9 protein-coding genes and 2 rRNA genes (1 of these 11 only partly in view) are annotated in these 16519 nt (G+C 39.1%); 6 read left to right on the forward strand and 5 right to left on the reverse strand.

Annotation, left to right across the window (positions count from 1 at the left end; translation table 11 throughout):
• The first annotated feature begins 78 nt into the window (after window positions 1-78).
• Window positions 79-1383, forward strand: coding sequence for a UDP-N-acetylmuramoyl-tripeptide--D-alanyl-D-alanine ligase (locus LVD16_RS01775; RefSeq protein ID WP_233771870.1), 1305 nt, complete (start codon window positions 79-81; stop codon window positions 1381-1383).
• Here LVD16_RS01775 and LVD16_RS01780 read toward each other — a convergent pair.
• The 3 genes from LVD16_RS01780 to LVD16_RS01790 are packed head-to-tail and all read right to left on the reverse strand — an operon-like array spanning window position 1378 to window position 6636.
• Window positions 1378-2256 carry a YicC/YloC family endoribonuclease gene (locus tag LVD16_RS01780; RefSeq protein ID WP_233771871.1) on the reverse strand — a complete coding sequence of 293 codons (879 nt, stop codon included), beginning with the start codon at window positions 2254-2256 and terminating at the stop codon, window positions 1378-1380. The genes LVD16_RS01775 and LVD16_RS01780 overlap by 6 nt on opposite strands.
• 39 nt (window positions 2257-2295) lie before the next feature.
• The gene (locus LVD16_RS01785; RefSeq protein WP_233771872.1) at window positions 2296-5559 is read right to left on the reverse strand and encodes a BamA/TamA family outer membrane protein; all 3264 of its coding nucleotides are present in this window, start codon (window positions 5557-5559) and stop codon (window positions 2296-2298) included.
• 21 nt (window positions 5560-5580) lie between these two features.
• Window positions 5581-6636 carry an NAD(P)/FAD-dependent oxidoreductase gene (locus LVD16_RS01790; protein WP_233771873.1) on the reverse strand — a complete coding sequence of 352 codons (1056 nt, stop codon included), beginning with the start codon at window positions 6634-6636 and terminating at the stop codon, window positions 5581-5583.
• 76 nt (window positions 6637-6712) lie between these two features.
• Here LVD16_RS01790 and LVD16_RS01795 point away from each other — a divergent pair, with 76 nt between their 5' ends.
• The 5 genes from LVD16_RS01795 to LVD16_RS01815 are packed head-to-tail and all read left to right on the forward strand — an operon-like array spanning window position 6713 to window position 14006.
• The gene (locus LVD16_RS01795; protein WP_233771874.1) at window positions 6713-7360 is read left to right on the forward strand and encodes an MBL fold metallo-hydrolase; all 648 of its coding nucleotides are present in this window, start codon (window positions 6713-6715) and stop codon (window positions 7358-7360) included.
• A gap of 8 nt (window positions 7361-7368) precedes the next feature.
• Window positions 7369-8061, forward strand: coding sequence for a CDP-diacylglycerol--serine O-phosphatidyltransferase (pssA, locus tag LVD16_RS01800; RefSeq protein WP_233771875.1), 693 nt, complete (start codon window positions 7369-7371; stop codon window positions 8059-8061).
• A gap of 59 nt (window positions 8062-8120) precedes the next feature.
• Complete coding sequence (gene porU / locus LVD16_RS01805) at window positions 8121-11525, forward strand: type IX secretion system sortase PorU (protein WP_233771876.1); 3405 nt, start codon at window positions 8121-8123, stop codon at window positions 11523-11525.
• 25 nt (window positions 11526-11550) lie between these two features.
• The gene (gene porV, locus LVD16_RS01810; protein WP_233771877.1) at window positions 11551-12732 is read left to right on the forward strand and encodes a type IX secretion system outer membrane channel protein PorV; all 1182 of its coding nucleotides are present in this window, start codon (window positions 11551-11553) and stop codon (window positions 12730-12732) included.
• Window positions 12733-12743: 11 nt separating this feature from the next.
• Window positions 12744-14006 carry a M16 family metallopeptidase gene (locus LVD16_RS01815; RefSeq protein ID WP_233771878.1) on the forward strand — a complete coding sequence of 421 codons (1263 nt, stop codon included), beginning with the start codon at window positions 12744-12746 and terminating at the stop codon, window positions 14004-14006.
• A 263-nt stretch (window positions 14007-14269) separates the two neighbouring features.
• Here the strand turns inward: LVD16_RS01815 and rrf are convergent.
• Window positions 14270-14381 (reverse strand): 5S ribosomal RNA (gene rrf, locus LVD16_RS01820).
• Between the two features lie 72 nt (window positions 14382-14453).
• Window positions 14454-16519: ribosomal RNA gene (locus LVD16_RS01825) — 23S ribosomal RNA — on the reverse strand; it runs 821 nt beyond the window's last position.

The raw sequence follows: 16519 nt of genomic DNA on the forward strand, positions 1-16519 counted from the left end.
AAAATTAAGGTTTGGAATTCAGCCTCAGGATATGATAAGGTAAATTGTGGCACAATACCATTTTTCATATAACTTAGCATGAATAAGATTTTACCTATGAGAGACATTGAATTAATTTATAACGCATATCTTAAAAGTGGCCACGTTTCTACTGACACCCGAAAAATACAACAAGGTGACGTATTCTTTGCTCTCAAAGGAGAAAATTTCAATGCTAATGAATTCGCCGCTGATGCTTTGGCCAAAGGAGCATCAATAGCTGTGATAGATGATGAAGCTTACAAAAAAAGTGACGCCTATATTGTGGTGGAAGATACTTTGGAAACCCTTCAAAAACTGGCCAACCATCATAGAAAGCAGTTGACCATCCCTGTAATCGGACTTACAGGTTCTAATGGAAAAACTACCACCAAAGAACTTATAAATGCAGTATTGAGCAAGAAATTTAACACACTTGCTACAGCAGGAAACTTCAATAATCATATTGGTGTGCCTCTTACATTGCTCAATATTACTCAAGACCATGAAATAGCGATCATTGAAATGGGAGCCAACCATGTAGGAGAAATAGCAGCCTTATGTGAGATTGCTAACCCCACTCACGGACTGATCACAAATATTGGAAAGGCTCATTTAGAAGGTTTTGGAGGATTCGAGGGCGTAATTAGGGCAAAAAGTGAGTTGTATCACTACCTGATTAAAACCAACGGTACAGTTTGGATCAACTCTAATAATGAGATTCTTAGTAATATGGCTAAGAGATTTGAAAGCCCTTTATTCTACCCTGCTCAGGGAGACTACTATCATTGCGAGTTTAAAAATGCATCTCCGTATGTAGAGTTCACCGCCGAGAATGGTAAAGAGATTAGCACTCAACTAATCGGGAAATATAATTTTGAAAACATTGCTGTGGCATTATGTATAGGAAAGTTTTTCGATGTAGCTGAGCAAGATGCTAATGATGCCGTGGCTGAATACTCTCCAACTAATAACAGATCTCAGATCATAAAGAAAGATTCTAACACCATCATTTTGGATGCGTACAACGCTAACCCAAGTTCTATGGCATCTGCCATTGACAATTTGGCCATGATGGATGCTAAGAATAAGGTGATCATATTGGGAGATATGAAAGAATTAGGTCCGGAGAGCGATTTAGAACATGAAAAATTAGGAGCTACCTTATCTGACAAAGGCCTTACTAATATTTATTTATGCGGCGAACTTATCAAACCTGCCTTAAAGCATGTTCCATCTGCAAAACATTTCTCCAATAGAAGTGAATTAATATCGGCTCTGGAAAGTGAGCGCTTTACTGATAGCACCATCTTAATCAAGGCCTCAAGAAGTTTAGGGCTTGAGGCCATTGTAGATCATTTATAGAACATTCAAAATCTGTTCTTTAATCTTTTCAAGCTCCTCCTTCATAGTCACTACGTGCTTTTGAATTTGAGCATCATTTGCTTTTGAGCCAATGGTATTTATTTCTCGGCCCATTTCCTGTGAGATGAAACCAAGCTTTTTACCCAATGAAACATTCGCGGATAAAACCTCCATGAAGTGATCCAGGTGGCTTTTAAGCCTTACCTTTTCTTCAGTGATATCTAATTTTTCGATGTAATAAACGAGCTCCTGTTCCAGTCTGTTTTTATCAAGATTTTCCTCGTCTACAAACTTTTGCAAGTTGCCTTTAATACGCGTTCTTATTCTTTCTACACGCTCGGGATCAAGCTTAGCCACTTCTTCAAGATTATCTGCTATGCTTTTAACGTAGCTTTCAAACTTAGCCTGAAGCTCTGCACCTTCTCTGCTTCTAAACTCATGGCACTTATCAATGGCCTCTACAATTATAGATTTAAGTTGTGCCCATTCTTCTTCGCTAAGGCTTTCTGATTGATCATTAATGATTACATCAGGAGCACTTAAAGCTATCTTAAACAACTCTGTATCTGGAGCTACCACCCTGTCAGCCAGCTTTCTAAGGTTCATGTAGTATTTTTTAAAAAGCTCCTCATTATATCTCTGTTTGAGCTCTACATCTTTCTCATTAACATAGTCAATGTTGAGCACTACTTTCCCGCGCTGCAATTTCTCTGAAACAAGATTTCTAAGTTCAATCTCTTTTTCAGAAAAGGATTTGGGAAGCCTGAAGTTTAAATCTAAATATTTTGAATTAAGCGTTTTTACTTCAACATTAATACTAAGGTTATCGTCTGAAAGAGCAGACGCACCATAACCTGTCATGGATATGAGCATATTCTATTTTTTATTGAAAATGAGGCAAATTTAACTGACTTAAAAATCGTATCCTAACGTTACCATCAGCTTGGGTGATCCCACATTGTAATCTTCTACTGGCCAACCTACATCAAACTTCATGTAATAACCTAGCAATATGGTTCTAAGGCCAACACCATAACTATATAACCATGGATTTCTATAGTTCTTTAAAGATATGGTGAAAGAAGCTTGTTGAATGGTTTCCGTACTCACGCTATTATCTTCATGAAATGGCGATACACCAGTCCAGGCAGAGCCCGCATCAAAGAAGCCTATAAACTGTAAATTTCTAAAGAAATTAGATGATATAGGTCCATTGCTTAATGCTCTGATCAATGGGATACGAAGCTCACCATTAAATAAAAGCGTGTTTTCGCCAACTAAAGCAGCATATGGAAACCCTCTAAGGTTAGTGGCATACTTAGCGAAAATCACATCTGTTTTATAACCTTCAGAGCTAAAATCTAATGGATTATTATCTCCGCTGGTATTCTCTCTAAAGAAAAGCCAGTTGTCTACACCGCCAAGCAAAAATTGCTTAGGTCTGCTACCAAATGATTTACCATAAAACACTCTGGTGGCCAGTACTATCTCTTTATAAATTTTTTGATAATGTCTTAGGTCGGCAGTAAGGTTACTAAAAGATAAATCCTTGTCGCTGAGTCCTTCATAATGTTCTAGTTTCACTTTCGCCCGCGTTCCTTCAATGATATTCATGCCATTTATGATAGAGTTATCATAAACCAATTCTATATCGGCACCCAGATAATCATCGTTCTTAGGAGCTAAATTAGGACTTGGCACGTTCGGCCCAGTTACGTTGTCAAGATCAAGAGACCTTACCTGACTGTAGAAAGGATTAATACTCAGCCTGGCCTTCGTGCTGAATGGAATAGCCGCACCAAGCTGGAATTTATTCTGAACATATTTATGGATTAGATCATCAAAGGTATAAACCTTTCTATCATAGCGAATTTTATAATCTATATAGTACTTTAAGAACTGATACTGAGCGAAAATATCACCACTTTTAAAATCAAAGGTCGAATAAATACCCCCATTAAACTTATGGTTCTCAAGCATATCCATCATGCCGGTTTCAAGATTTAAGCCGATGCCTCTTAGCGGATCTACCACCATAGAAGTAACTACATTGTCAGCACTAAAACGTGATTCATAAGGGAAAGGGCCCTCTATTTTATTATCTGCACGTAGCTTACGATATTGTGTTAAGAATGACTCACCAGTATCTTCCTCTTTTACCACATCATTATCAAAAGTATAGTCATTGGTATTCACCAAATCTTTTTCTTCTTTCTGATTCTGGCCTGCTTTATCACTTTCAAACACATAATTATCTGTATCAATAAGTCCAGAGTCTAAAGAATCTAAAACCACTTTTGGTTCTGCTTTAGATTCTGCCAGCCTTTGTTCTACAATTTCTTTTACTGTAAGTGCGCTCTTTTTCTCATTGGTCTTCCTGGTTCTGAAGGCTTTTACCTGTTCTATTTGCTGCCTTACAGTGAGCGGTGTAAATATCTGTTGATCATAATTGAAATCCGGGAAATGGTAAATATAATCATGATCATTATCCAGCATGGTCAGCACCAAGGCCCCGGTTTCAAAATTAATATCGAAGCTTTTCACACTACTGGCATAGTTGGTAATCTGCGTGTAGATACCTGAACTTGGCGTGTAACTAAAAATGTTAACTATACCTTTTTGATCACTCAAATAAAAGATGCGATCAGTGCCTTTAGGTATTGGCTTATAGTCAGAACTTATAGTGTTAGTTACTCTGTGAACTACCTCTTTGGTAGTATCCAGATTATAGTAGAAAAGATTATAGTTATCCGTTACTCTTGAAAAATCTTTGTCTTTGATATCTAGGGAGTCCGTAGTACGGTTGGAGCTGAATACTATGGTATTAGTTCCGGCTATGAATCGCGGGTCAATATCATCGAAGACGTCATGCATCAGCCTTTTTGTTCTGTCTCTTCTGGTACTCATCAGATAGAGATCATTCAAGCCTCCTACTGTTGCGCTGGCCACCCAAAGCCTTCCATTATCAGAGAAACTTATATTCCTGATATTATCGAAGTTCCTCAAAGGTCTGGGTAGTCTACTCTTAGTATTTAGATCATAAAGCACGAAATAGTACTGCCCTCTTTTTGCATACACTATACCAAGTGTGGCATCATCAGCCCAATCAATCAAAGGCATCTCATAATTTACCGCCTGATCTATAACCTTGTACCCACCATCTAAAACTCTGTTTTCCTTTCCTGTATTAAGGTCTTTGATGAATACTTCAAAACTGCCTTTGTAATTTTTAGTGTATGCGAGTTTTGAACCATCAGGACTCAATTTAGCATGACGATATACAATGCCCTTTTTATTCTTAGTGTCAATGATTTTATTTTCATCAGATAAGTCTTGATAACTCTGTGCTACTTGCTGATCAATATCTGAATAGAACTCTTTCCATTCTACTAATAATCGATCAAAAGATTTCCCTAGCGTGATCCCAATACTTCTTTCCTCATTTCTGATGATTCTGGTATAGTTTAGAACACTGGAAACATTACTTCTTCCATATTTTTGAGCTATAAAATTCCAAACTGATTGGCCGGCCAGAGCTGCTTTTCTTCCAGTAAGTCTATTAAGTTTTTCTGGCTTTTTCGTTTTCACCAGTTCCCTCACATAATCATCCATTTCAATAGTCCATCCTTTTGCCACATATAATGCAGCCCCCTCAATGAACCATTCAGGCAAGTTGAGTAGCACGGAACTTTGAAACATATCTTTCAGGCTTCCGCCGAACATCATTTCATTTACAATGAGAGAACTTACTTTATATAATAGTTCCCCTTTTAATTCTTCAACGCTACCAGGATTGGCCACTTCTATACTAGATTTTATAAAGTTGGTCTGGCCGCCAGGGCTAATGGTCATGTTATCTACTCCAACATTGCTTTGTTGTAAGTCAGATACGGAATTGTATAAGAAAATTTTAGTTTTAGAATAGGGTGGGTAACCTATGAGATCCGTAATCCTTTCAAACTCTTCTTCAAGGTATTCGGTAACTTCTTTAGCAATATTATCACCGCCCTGATAGAAATAAACGTCAAAATTATCTGAGCTTAAATACTTCCAATTAAATTGCTCATACTGCTGCCTGTTTCTGCCAAACTTTTCTGATGCATTCTGAGCTAACACAGCTGGTCCTACCGTTAGCAGGAAACAAAGTATAGGGATAAACTTTTTATATAATCTCATTTATGAAAATCGACAAGGATTCTAATATAACGAAAAATAGCGACTAATATTTACCTCAGGAATAAGTTCTTGTTCCCCCTCTAAATAATCAACGTAATGTTTCGCAAAATATGGAGATAGGGATACTCCTTTAGTACCTAACCCATTAAATATACCAATAGTTTCAAATTCCGGATGTGTTCCTATAAACGGTCTTCTGTCTAATGTGGCCGGCCGTATTCCTGCCTTTTGATGTATTATATCATACTCAAAATCAGCTAGATCGGTCAACTTTCCAAGTATTTCCTCCCTGGCCTCAGTAGTGGGCTCAAGGTCAAGTTGCTTGTTATTATAATTAGAACCTACCTCATAGAAACTTTCACCTTTTTTAATTACGAAAACGCCGCGATTAAGGATGTGATTTAACTCCAAATTGGAAGACATTTGAATAATTTCTCCTTTCACAGGGCGGAATGGAAGCCATGAGAAATAAGGATTCTGTGTAGACTTAAGACCATCACAAAAGATCAGCTTTTTAACCATTATATCCTCGTAAGTAACATGATCAGGTTCTAACTTCACCTTTGCAGGTTCAAAATCATGCTCCCAAAAAGAATCTGTGCTTATCAGTAGGTTTTTAACTGCATTTAAATAGTTAGGAATATCTAAATAGCCGGAAAATCCCAGTTCTACCCCTCCATAGATGTCCTTACTGAAATCATAAAGTTGCTTCTGGTGTACTTTAACTATAAAATGGCTATACTCATCCGAAGCACTTTTACCCATCCATTCATTTTGCTCTTCTAGTGATATAAAGGGCCTGTAAATGGACATATGATACAAAAATTGAGCATCTAATTTCTCCTCCAATGAGGTATAATATTCCTTCAAGTACGGAAACAGAACATCCGCCTTCCACGTCTTAACCATTTTTCTGCCGGTAATAGGGTTAAACAGTCCGGCAGCTATTTTAGACGAGGTAATCTTGGCATTATTATCAATAACCATTACACTCTTACCTCTTTCTATCAAGTGATAAGCTAGCGCGGAGCCTGCCAATCCTTGCCCTACCAGCACGTAGTCATATATTTTAGCCATTGGACCTATGATTTAGATAAATGGTTTAATTTTGAAATCTTTGAAACAAATTTGACCTGACAAACTTAAGTATAATATGATACAGATAAAGGCTTTCGTGTTTAATCCATTTATGGAAAACACCTACGTGGTTTATGATGATGAAACTAAGGAGTGTGCAATTGTGGACCCCGGATGTTATGAAGACTACGAAAGAAAGGAATTATCAGATTTCATCACAGAAAACAATCTTAAGGTATCAAAGCTACTCAATACACACTGCCATATTGATCATGTTTTGGGCAACAAATATGTGAAGGATACTTACCATGTGGATCTTTACATTCACAAGCAGGATGATCCTACTTTAAGAGCGGTAGTGACATATGCTCCTCCCTACGGTTTCAATCATTATGAAAGCACAGAAGCAGATCAGTATTTAGAAGAAGGTGATTCGGTGAACATAGGTAACTATAAATTTGATGTACTCTTTGTTCCGGGTCATGCGCCAGGCCATATAGCATTCATTAATCACGACCAACATATTTGTCTAAGTGGTGACGTTCTTTTTCAAGGCAGTATTGGCAGAACCGACCTTCCTGGTGGAGATTTTGAAACTTTAATTCAGAGTATTCATCAGAAGCTATTTACTCTTGATGATAATTTTACCGTGTATCCAGGTCATGGGCCAACTACTTCAATTGAAATAGAGAAAAAAAGCAATCCATTTTGTGCCGTTAAATAATTAGAACATTGAATATTAAAAAACATATTCCAAATACACTTACTGCCAGCAATCTAGCGTGTGGATGCGTTGGTATCATTAAAGCTACTAATGGAGAAATAGTTTTCGCCACCTATCTAATTTGGGTAGCACTTGTATTTGATTTTCTTGATGGTTTTGTAGCACGGCTATTAAAAGTAAGCTCACCCATTGGTAAAGAGCTGGATTCACTAGCTGATATGGTCACATTTGGTGTACTTCCTGCCACCATCATGTACTACCTGATAGATGCACAAGATCCGCATTTCGCCTTACCTTACCTGGCGTTTATTATTGCAATATTTTCGGCTTTGAGGTTAGCAAAATTTAATATTGATGATAGACAAACATCTGTTTTCATAGGTTTACCTACCCCTGCAAACGCCCTTTTCATTTCTTCACTAGCCTTTTTTGTTAGCTCAGATTATAGAGACTTTATTACACTACCTGTGTTATTGGTAATTACGGTATTGTTTTCATTCCTTTTAGTAGCCCCCATTGAGTTATTTTCATTAAAACTCAAGTCTATGAAGCTAAAAGACAATATTTTCCAGTTTCTGCTAGTTATAGTAAGTGTGTTAGGCATAGTTTTATTTCAATTCTATGCAATACCGTTTATTATTGTAATATATATTGTATTGTCTATAATCAAAAACGTACTCCAGGGTAACAAAGAGGTTTAAGCGGGAAACGTTTAATTTTATTATCTTGTTGAGTTAAGATAAATTATTCAGCCCTTTTCATGTTGAAGTATATTCATGCGTTAAGCATAGTTTTTTTTGGCTTTTACAGCTTTTGCTTTGCACAATCATCGGTTTTAGAGAAAGGAGATTGGTATAAATTTCAAATTGATCAACACGGAGTTTATAAAATCACCTATAATCAGCTAAAAGATATTGGCATTAACCCGGATGCCATTGATCCTAAAAAAATAGCAATCTATGGCAATGGCGCAGGCATGCTCCCTCAGAAAAACAGTACGGAGCGACCAATTGATTTAGTTGAGAATCGCATCCTGGTAAAGGGAGAGAATGATGGAAAGTTCAATTCTGATGACTATATCATATTCTATGCAGAGGGTCCCGATGCCTTTTCCTATTCATCCGAAGGGCTGAGCTATACACGGAATATTTACTCTTCTCATAATTACTATTACCTCACCATTAAATCTGAGAATGGTAAAAGACTAATTCCAGCTGAAAATGAAGGTAATAACTTCAGTAAAATCACAGAGTTTGATGATTTCATTTATTATAAAGAGGAAAAAACAAACTTACTATCCTCTGGTCGAGATTGGTACAAACAAATTCGATCTGAGACCTTTAACTATAATATTCCAGGGCTTAAAACTACGACACCTGCCTATCTGACCTCTGCGGTGATGGTTCAATCTTTTGCAGAAAGCAGCTTTACTATTTCTGCTAATGGAGCCGAAATTGGAAAACAGACAGTGCCACCCGTTCCAAATTTTCTTACTCCAAGTACAGGAAATCCTAATAGGTATTCCGTTAAGGGAAATGAAGACTACTCTACTTATACAATTGATGCTTCCCATATCAATGGAAGCAGTTTAAATATTAAATACCAATACAACGAAAACAGCTCAGGGCGAGCTCACGGCTACCTCAAAGAATTTTATATTCAATTTAAAAGGGCCTTGGTATTAAATGAAAAGCCAGTGCTGTTTAGATCTATAAGCAGCATTGAGAATGAAAGCAACACTTTTGAAGTCAGCGGGTGCTCAGAACAGACATTAATATTGAATGTCTCATCACCGTACAGTGCCAGCAATCAGAAATACTCACTGAACAACGGCAAAGCTATTTTTGGAAGCACTAACAACATGTTTGAAGAATACGTGGTATTCAACCCTGCCAACCTGGATGCTCCAAACTTTGTTAGTAAAGTGGAAAATCAAAATTTACATGCTCTCAATACCCCCGATTTTTTAATCATAACTCACTCCGATTTCAAGAGCCAGGCCATGAGACTGGCGGCTCACAGAAGCTCCCAGGATAAATTATCTACCACGGTTGTTGAGCTGGAAAAAATCTATAATGAGTTTAGCAGTGGAAAACAAGACGTCTCCGCTATAAGAGATTTCATAAAGCATCTATATGACAAAAATCAAGGCTTAAAATATGTCCTTCTTCTAGGCAAGGGCACTTATGATTACAAGGACACCAATGATAGAAACGTGAATTTTGTTCCAGTCTACGAGTCAAGGAATTCGCTTTATCCCCTACAGACCTATTGTTCCGATGACTTTTATGGTTTTCTGGAAGATGATGAAGGCGAGTGGGCAGAAGTAGCTGGAGGCAATCACACTATGGAGGTTGGAATAGGACGAATCCCAGCAACAACACCTGAAGAAGCCAAACATGTTATTGATAAAATCATCAGTTATTCATCTGATAAAACTCTCGGTAGCTGGAGAAATAAGGTTGCCTTTGTAGCTGATGATGGAGACAACAATCTCCATGTTCGTCAGAGTAATGACCTGGCCACTTTTATGGACACTACATACAGTAAATTCAACTATGTAAAAGTTTTTCTCGATTCATACCAGCAGAATTCTTCGCAAACCGAACGAAATTCTCCAGATATGATTAAAGCAATAGATGAAACAGTGAAGAGCGGAGTACTTATAATGAATTATACCGGCCATGGTGGAACTAACTCATGGGCCCAGGAAAACATCTTGTATAACCCGCAAATTGAAAATTGGACCAATAAAAACAGATTACCTCTTTTTGTAACCGCCACATGTGAATTTGGTCGTCATGACGATCTGAGTGCCATTAAATCCGGCGGAGAAACAATTCTACTTACAGAAGGAAGAGGAGGCATTGCAAGTATTAGCACGTGCCGACCAGTATATGCATCGTCTAACTTTGAGCTTAATAAGGCCTTCTATAATGCGGTTTTCGAAAAGCAAGAGGGTAAATATCCGCGGTTAGGAGATATCATTCGGATAACAAAAAACGAAAGTGCAGATGAGGCTGTGGATGCCAATAAGATCGGTAACCGAAACTTCGTGCTCTTGGGAGATCCCTCACTAAAATTGAACTACCCACAAAAAGACATCATCATCACCTCCATAAATGGTACTGATGTACTAGACACATTGAATGCACTCGAAAAGGTAAACATTAGCGGATCAGTGTTAGACGAAACGGGCCAGGAAGACCCAGAATTTTCAGGAAATGTCTTCATCAATGTTCTTGATAAAGAAGCTACTCTAACGACCCTGGGCAATGAAAGTAGCCCTTTTAATTACAAGTCTAGGGAAAATGCCATTTTCCAGGGTCAGTCAACAGCTTCCGAAGGAAGGTTCAGAGCCGAGTTCATCGTTCCCAAAAGCATTTCTTACCAATTAGAGACCGGGAAAATCAGTCTATATGCAGTTAGTGACAGCTACGAAAAAGATGCAGGAGGTGGAGATCTAGATATTATAGTAGGAGGATCAGCTGATGTAATTACTACGGATACGGAAGGGCCAGAAATAGAACTTTATTTTGGAGATAGCACCTACACGTCAGACCTCGCAGTTAACACCAATACATTACTACTAGTGAAACTAAGTGATGAAAGTGGAATTAATGTTTCAGGCTACAATGCAGAGAATAGTATAACCGCCACTTTAGATGGTGGAAATGCCATCATTTTGAATAAATATTACATGGCTTCTCCAAACACTTACCAAACTGGGTGGTTATCATACCCTATGATCAACCTAACCCCGGGTAAACACACCCTTACTCTTAAGGCATGGGATACCCATAATAACAGCAATCAGAAAACTATCGATTTTACGGTAAATGAAGAAGGCACCCTGATACTGAAAGCTCTGAAAAATTCTCCAAATCCTTTCCAGACTTTCACCACCTTTTCCTTCGAGCATAATCGCGTTGGTGAAGATTTAGAGGTAGAACTTGAAATTTTAAACAGACAAGGCCAGGGCATAATAAAACAATTCTTCAATATCTCAGACGCTCCAGGTAACGTAACACTCTACCAATGGGACGGAAATAACACATTTGGAGAAAAAATTCTGGAAGGATTATACATCTATAAGCTCACTGTTCGTTCACTGTTAGATGGGGCCAAAAATCATACATACCAAAAACTTATTCTCATTAATTAACTATATTTGTTAATATCGTCATATTATGAAGTATACATCAACGCAAGTCTTAAAGTCATCAGTATTAGCTGCGCTTTGCTGCATGATTTTTAGCATAACTAAGGCCCAAGGCCCTGTTACTAACCCTGGGACCCTAACCGGATCTGATACTACTAGAAAAGTTATAAATACTGCTGTTCCGTTCATGACTATCACCCCAGACGCTCGTGCTGGTGGTATGGGAGATGTTGGAGCTGCAACTTCAGCAGATGCCAATTCAGCTTATTGGAACCCTGCAAAATTAGTGTTCATTGAGAATGACATTGGTTTTGCTTTATCCTACACTCCATGGTTAGGTAAAATCATTAATGATATGTCTATATCCTACTTATCGGGATATTATAAGTTTGCTGATGATCAAGCCGTGGGCCTATCCTTAAAATATTTTAATCTGGGACAAATTTACTTCACAGATGATAGTGGTACTGACGTTGGAGACTTCAAACCTAAAGAGTTTGCTGTCGATGCAACATATTCAAGATTGCTGACTCAAAATTTAAGTATCGGGGTGGTTGGTAAGTTCATTCACTCTAATCTAACTGGTAGTTATACCACAGGTAGTGCAGATGCACAGCCAGGAACTAGTGTTGCCGCAGATATTGCTGTTTATTACAATAAAGATCTTATCTCAAGTGGAAGCAATAATAGCCTTTCATTAGCCGCGGTAATATCAAATATCGGGTCAAAAATCACTTATTCAGACGAAGATAATAAGGACTTCATCCCTACCAACTTAAGGTTAGGAGGAGCATTCACTACGAATCTGGATCCATATAACACGCTTACCTTTGGTCTTGACTTTAATAAGCTTCTTGTTCCAAGTCCTCAGCCAGATGGTAGTGACAGAGATAAAACATTATTAAGTGGAATTTTTGGTTCATTCGGTGATGCTCCTGGTGGCTTCAGCGAAGAGATACAGGAGGTGACACTATCTGCTGGAGCCGAATATTGGTATAACAAAACATTCGCAGCCAGAGCAGGATATTTCTACGAAGCCAAAGAAAAAGGAAATAGAAAATATTTAACTATTGGATTAGGTTTTAGATATCAGGTATTCGGAATTGATTTTGCTTACCTGGTACCTCAACAACAAGAACATCCATTAGCTGAAACATTAAGATTCACGCTATTATTTAACTTTGATCAAGCAGACGCGGATAGAGGCTAAAAGATATTAATTTGTTAAACAGACATCAAGCTCCTTTATTGCAGAAACTATCTGCAGTAAAGGTTAAAGAAGTAGAGTCCATTGTTTTTAACAATGGACTTCATATTTATAGCATAAATTCATCAACCCAACCTGTTGTTAAACTTGAAGTTTTATTTCCAACAGGTGGTAATTATTACGAGATAAAGCCTGGAACTTCCATGCTCTGTCTCTATTTTTTAAAAGAAGGAACACTTAGCTATAACAGTAGAGAAATAGCTAATGCCCTTGCCTATTATGGAGCACAACTACAGGTCAATCCATCCTTCGACGCTCCTTCTATTGGCCTTCTTTGTTTATCCAAGCATATACATCAACTCTTACCTTATCTTAAGGAGATATTGATGTCACCGGTTTTTCCTGAGAATGAATTTGATTCGTTAAAACGCCTTCACATTCAAAATCTGAAGACACAACAGAAGAAAAACAATGTTCAGGCCAGTAAGCACTTTAGAAATTCGCTTTATGGTAATGATAACCCATACGGTAAGCTCATTACTATTGAGGATCTAGAGAATGTCACCATACAGGATATTAAAGAATTCTATCAGCTCAATCTTCAGAATTTTGAGCTTCTAATGTCAGGTGATGTGGCGGGACTCCTGCCAGTTTTGGAATCAACATTCAAGGATTATCAAAATAGCATAGCTGATTTCAAACCCTTTAAGGACTTTAAAATTCAATCTACCAAAACGTATAGCAACGCAATTGACAGTTCAGTTCAGACATCTATACGTGTTGGTAAAAGATTCATTCCAAAAACAAACCCAGATTATCATAAGGTATATATAGCTAACCATATTCTGGGCGGCTATTTCGGTTCACGATTAATGAAGAACATTAGAGAGGACAAAGGTTATACTTATGGTATCTATTCCAGCTTGGTCAACTTGCAGTATGATAGCTATCTAATCATAGCCTCCGATGTTATCAAAGAATCAGTAGAAGACTCCTTATATCAAATCAACAAAGAGATACTGGACCTGAAAAATAATCTAATCACATTAGATGAGCTAGATACGGTTAAGCAACATCTAATCGGCTCATTTCAATCTGGTATTACTACTCCATTTTCATTAATTAGTAAATTTAAGAACATTCATATGTATGGTCTAGATTATGACTTCTATGAGAACCATATATCAACCATTCAGAGTATTACTCTAGAAGATCTAAAAGAAACCTACAATCAATATTTTGATGAAAGTGATATGACCACCGTCTCGGTTGGCTAAAACTTAAAGATAATACATCTAACTAGGTCAGAACGTAAAATCTATATACTACCTTGGGCCACAGTCTGACCCCAATATATTTACTATATAACGTTATGCCCGTAAAGCTTATGGGCACTCTTTGACGATCCTATAAATTAAATCTTAGGGTAGATATTATCCTATAGTTATCTTTTAAGAAAGGAACAGATATGAATGCACTATAATATCTGAAGAGTATAAACAAAAAAACCCTTACTAAAGCTAGTAAGGGTTTTGATAAAAACTGGCAACGACCTACTCTCCCACATGTTATTGCAGTACCATTGGCGCTGTAGGGCTTAACTTCTCTGTTCGGAATGGAAAGAGGTGGACACCTACGCTAGAGTCACCATAAAATCTTAAATATTTTTGACAGTATTATGAAAGAATTAAGAACTCGAACTTGTTCGGTAAGGCCAATGGCCCTAGAGAAAGTTTACGGGTAATTAGTACTGCTCAGCTTTGACATTCCTGTCTTTACACCTGCAGCCTATCAACGTTATCGTCTCTAACGTCCCTTATAAAGAAATCTCATCTTGAGGTGGGTTTCGCGCTTAGATGCTTTCAGCGCTTATCCCTTCCCAACATAGCTACCCGGCAATGCAGCTGACACCACAACCGGTACACCAGAGGTTAGTCCATCCCGGTCCTCTCGTACTAAGGACAGATCCTCGCAAATTTCTTACGCCCACAACAGATAGGGACCGAACTGTCTCACGACGTTCTGAACCCAGCTCGCGTGCCACTTTAATGGGCGAACAGCCCAACCCTTGGGACCTTCTCCAGCCCCAGGATGTGACGAGCCGACATCGAGGTGCCAAACCTCCCCGTCGATGTGAGCTCTTGGGGGAGATCAGCCTGTTATCCCCAGAGTACCTTTTATCCTTTGAGCGATGGCCCTTCCATACGGAACCACCGGATCACTATATCCGTCTTTCGACCCTGATCGACTTGTTGGTCTCACAGTCAAGCTCCCTTATGCTATTGCGCTCTTCGCACGGTTACCAAGCGTGCTGAGGGAACCTTTGAAAGCCTCCGTTACTCTTTTGGAGGCGACCACCCCAGTCAAACTACCCACCAAACACTGTCTCTGTAAACAGATTAGGCATCACGTAAATAAAGGGTGGTATTTCAACAATGACTCCACCATGCCTGGCGACACAGCTTCAAAGTCTCCCACCTATCCTACACATCATTTACACAATGTCAATGTTAAGCTATAGTAAAGGTTCATGGGGTCTTTCCGTCCCGTTGCGGGTAAGCGGCATCTTCACCGCTACTACAATTTCACCGAGCTCGTGGCCGAGACAGTATCCAGATCGTTGCACCATTCGTGCAGGTCGGAACTTACCCGACAAGGAATTTCGCTACCTTAGGACCGTTATAGTTACGGCCGCCGTTTACTGGGGCTTCAGTTCAATGCTTCTCCCGAAGGATAACATCCCCCCTTAACCTTCCAGCACCGGGCAGGTGTCAGGCCATATACATCATCTTTCGATTTCGCATAGCCATGTGTTTTTGCTAAACAGTCGCCTGGATCTTTTCACTGCGGCCTCTCTGCCGAAACAGAGGAGGCGCCCCTTCTCCCGAAGTTACAGGGCCATTTTGCCTAGTTCCTTAGCCACGAATCACTCGAGCACCTCAGGATTCTCTCCTTGACTACCTGTGTCGGTTTGCGGTACGGGTACCATTAACATAAGTTTAGAAGTTTTTCTTGGAAGTCTGATTAGGGCTACTATCCACGCTCCCGAAGGATTGTGGTACTATCAGGTTCAGCTAACAATACGGATTTGCCTATATCGTCAATACCTACACCCTTTAACGTACTATTCCGTCAGTACGCGAGCCTTTCACTACTCCGTCACTCCATCACTGTTAACGGTAGTATGGGAATATTAACCCATGGTCCATCGACTACCCCCTTCGGGTTCGCCTTAGGTCCCGACTAACCCTGATCCGATTAGCGTTGATCAGGAAACCTTAGTCTATCGGTGGGCGGGTTTCTCACCCGCCTTATCGTTACTTATGCCTACATTTGCTTTTCCATCCGCTCCAACATGGCTTACGCCACACCTTCGCCGCTGATGGAATGCTCCCCTACCACTTGTCCATAAGGACAAATCCAAAGCTTCGGTAGTATACTTTATGCCCGATTATCATCGATGCTCTGTCGCTCGACCAGTGAGCTGTTACGCACTCTTTAAATGAATGGCTGCTTCCAAGCCAACATCCTGGCTGTCTCGGCAACTGAACGACCTTAGTTCAACTTAGTATACATTTTGGGACCTTAGCTGTTGATCCGGGTTCTTTCCCTTTCGGACAAGGACCTTAGCACCCTTGCCCTCACTGCAGAGTAAATCTAATAGCATTCGGAGTTCATCAGGATTTGGTAGGATGTGACTCCCCCTAGTCCTATTGGTAGCTCTACCTCTATTAGAATAAACCTCCACGCTGCTCCTAAAAGCATTTCGGGGAGTACGAGCTATTTCTCA

The organism is Fulvivirga ligni, assembly GCF_021389935.1.
Taxonomy (GTDB): Bacteria; Bacteroidota; Bacteroidia; order Cytophagales; family Cyclobacteriaceae; genus Fulvivirga; species Fulvivirga ligni.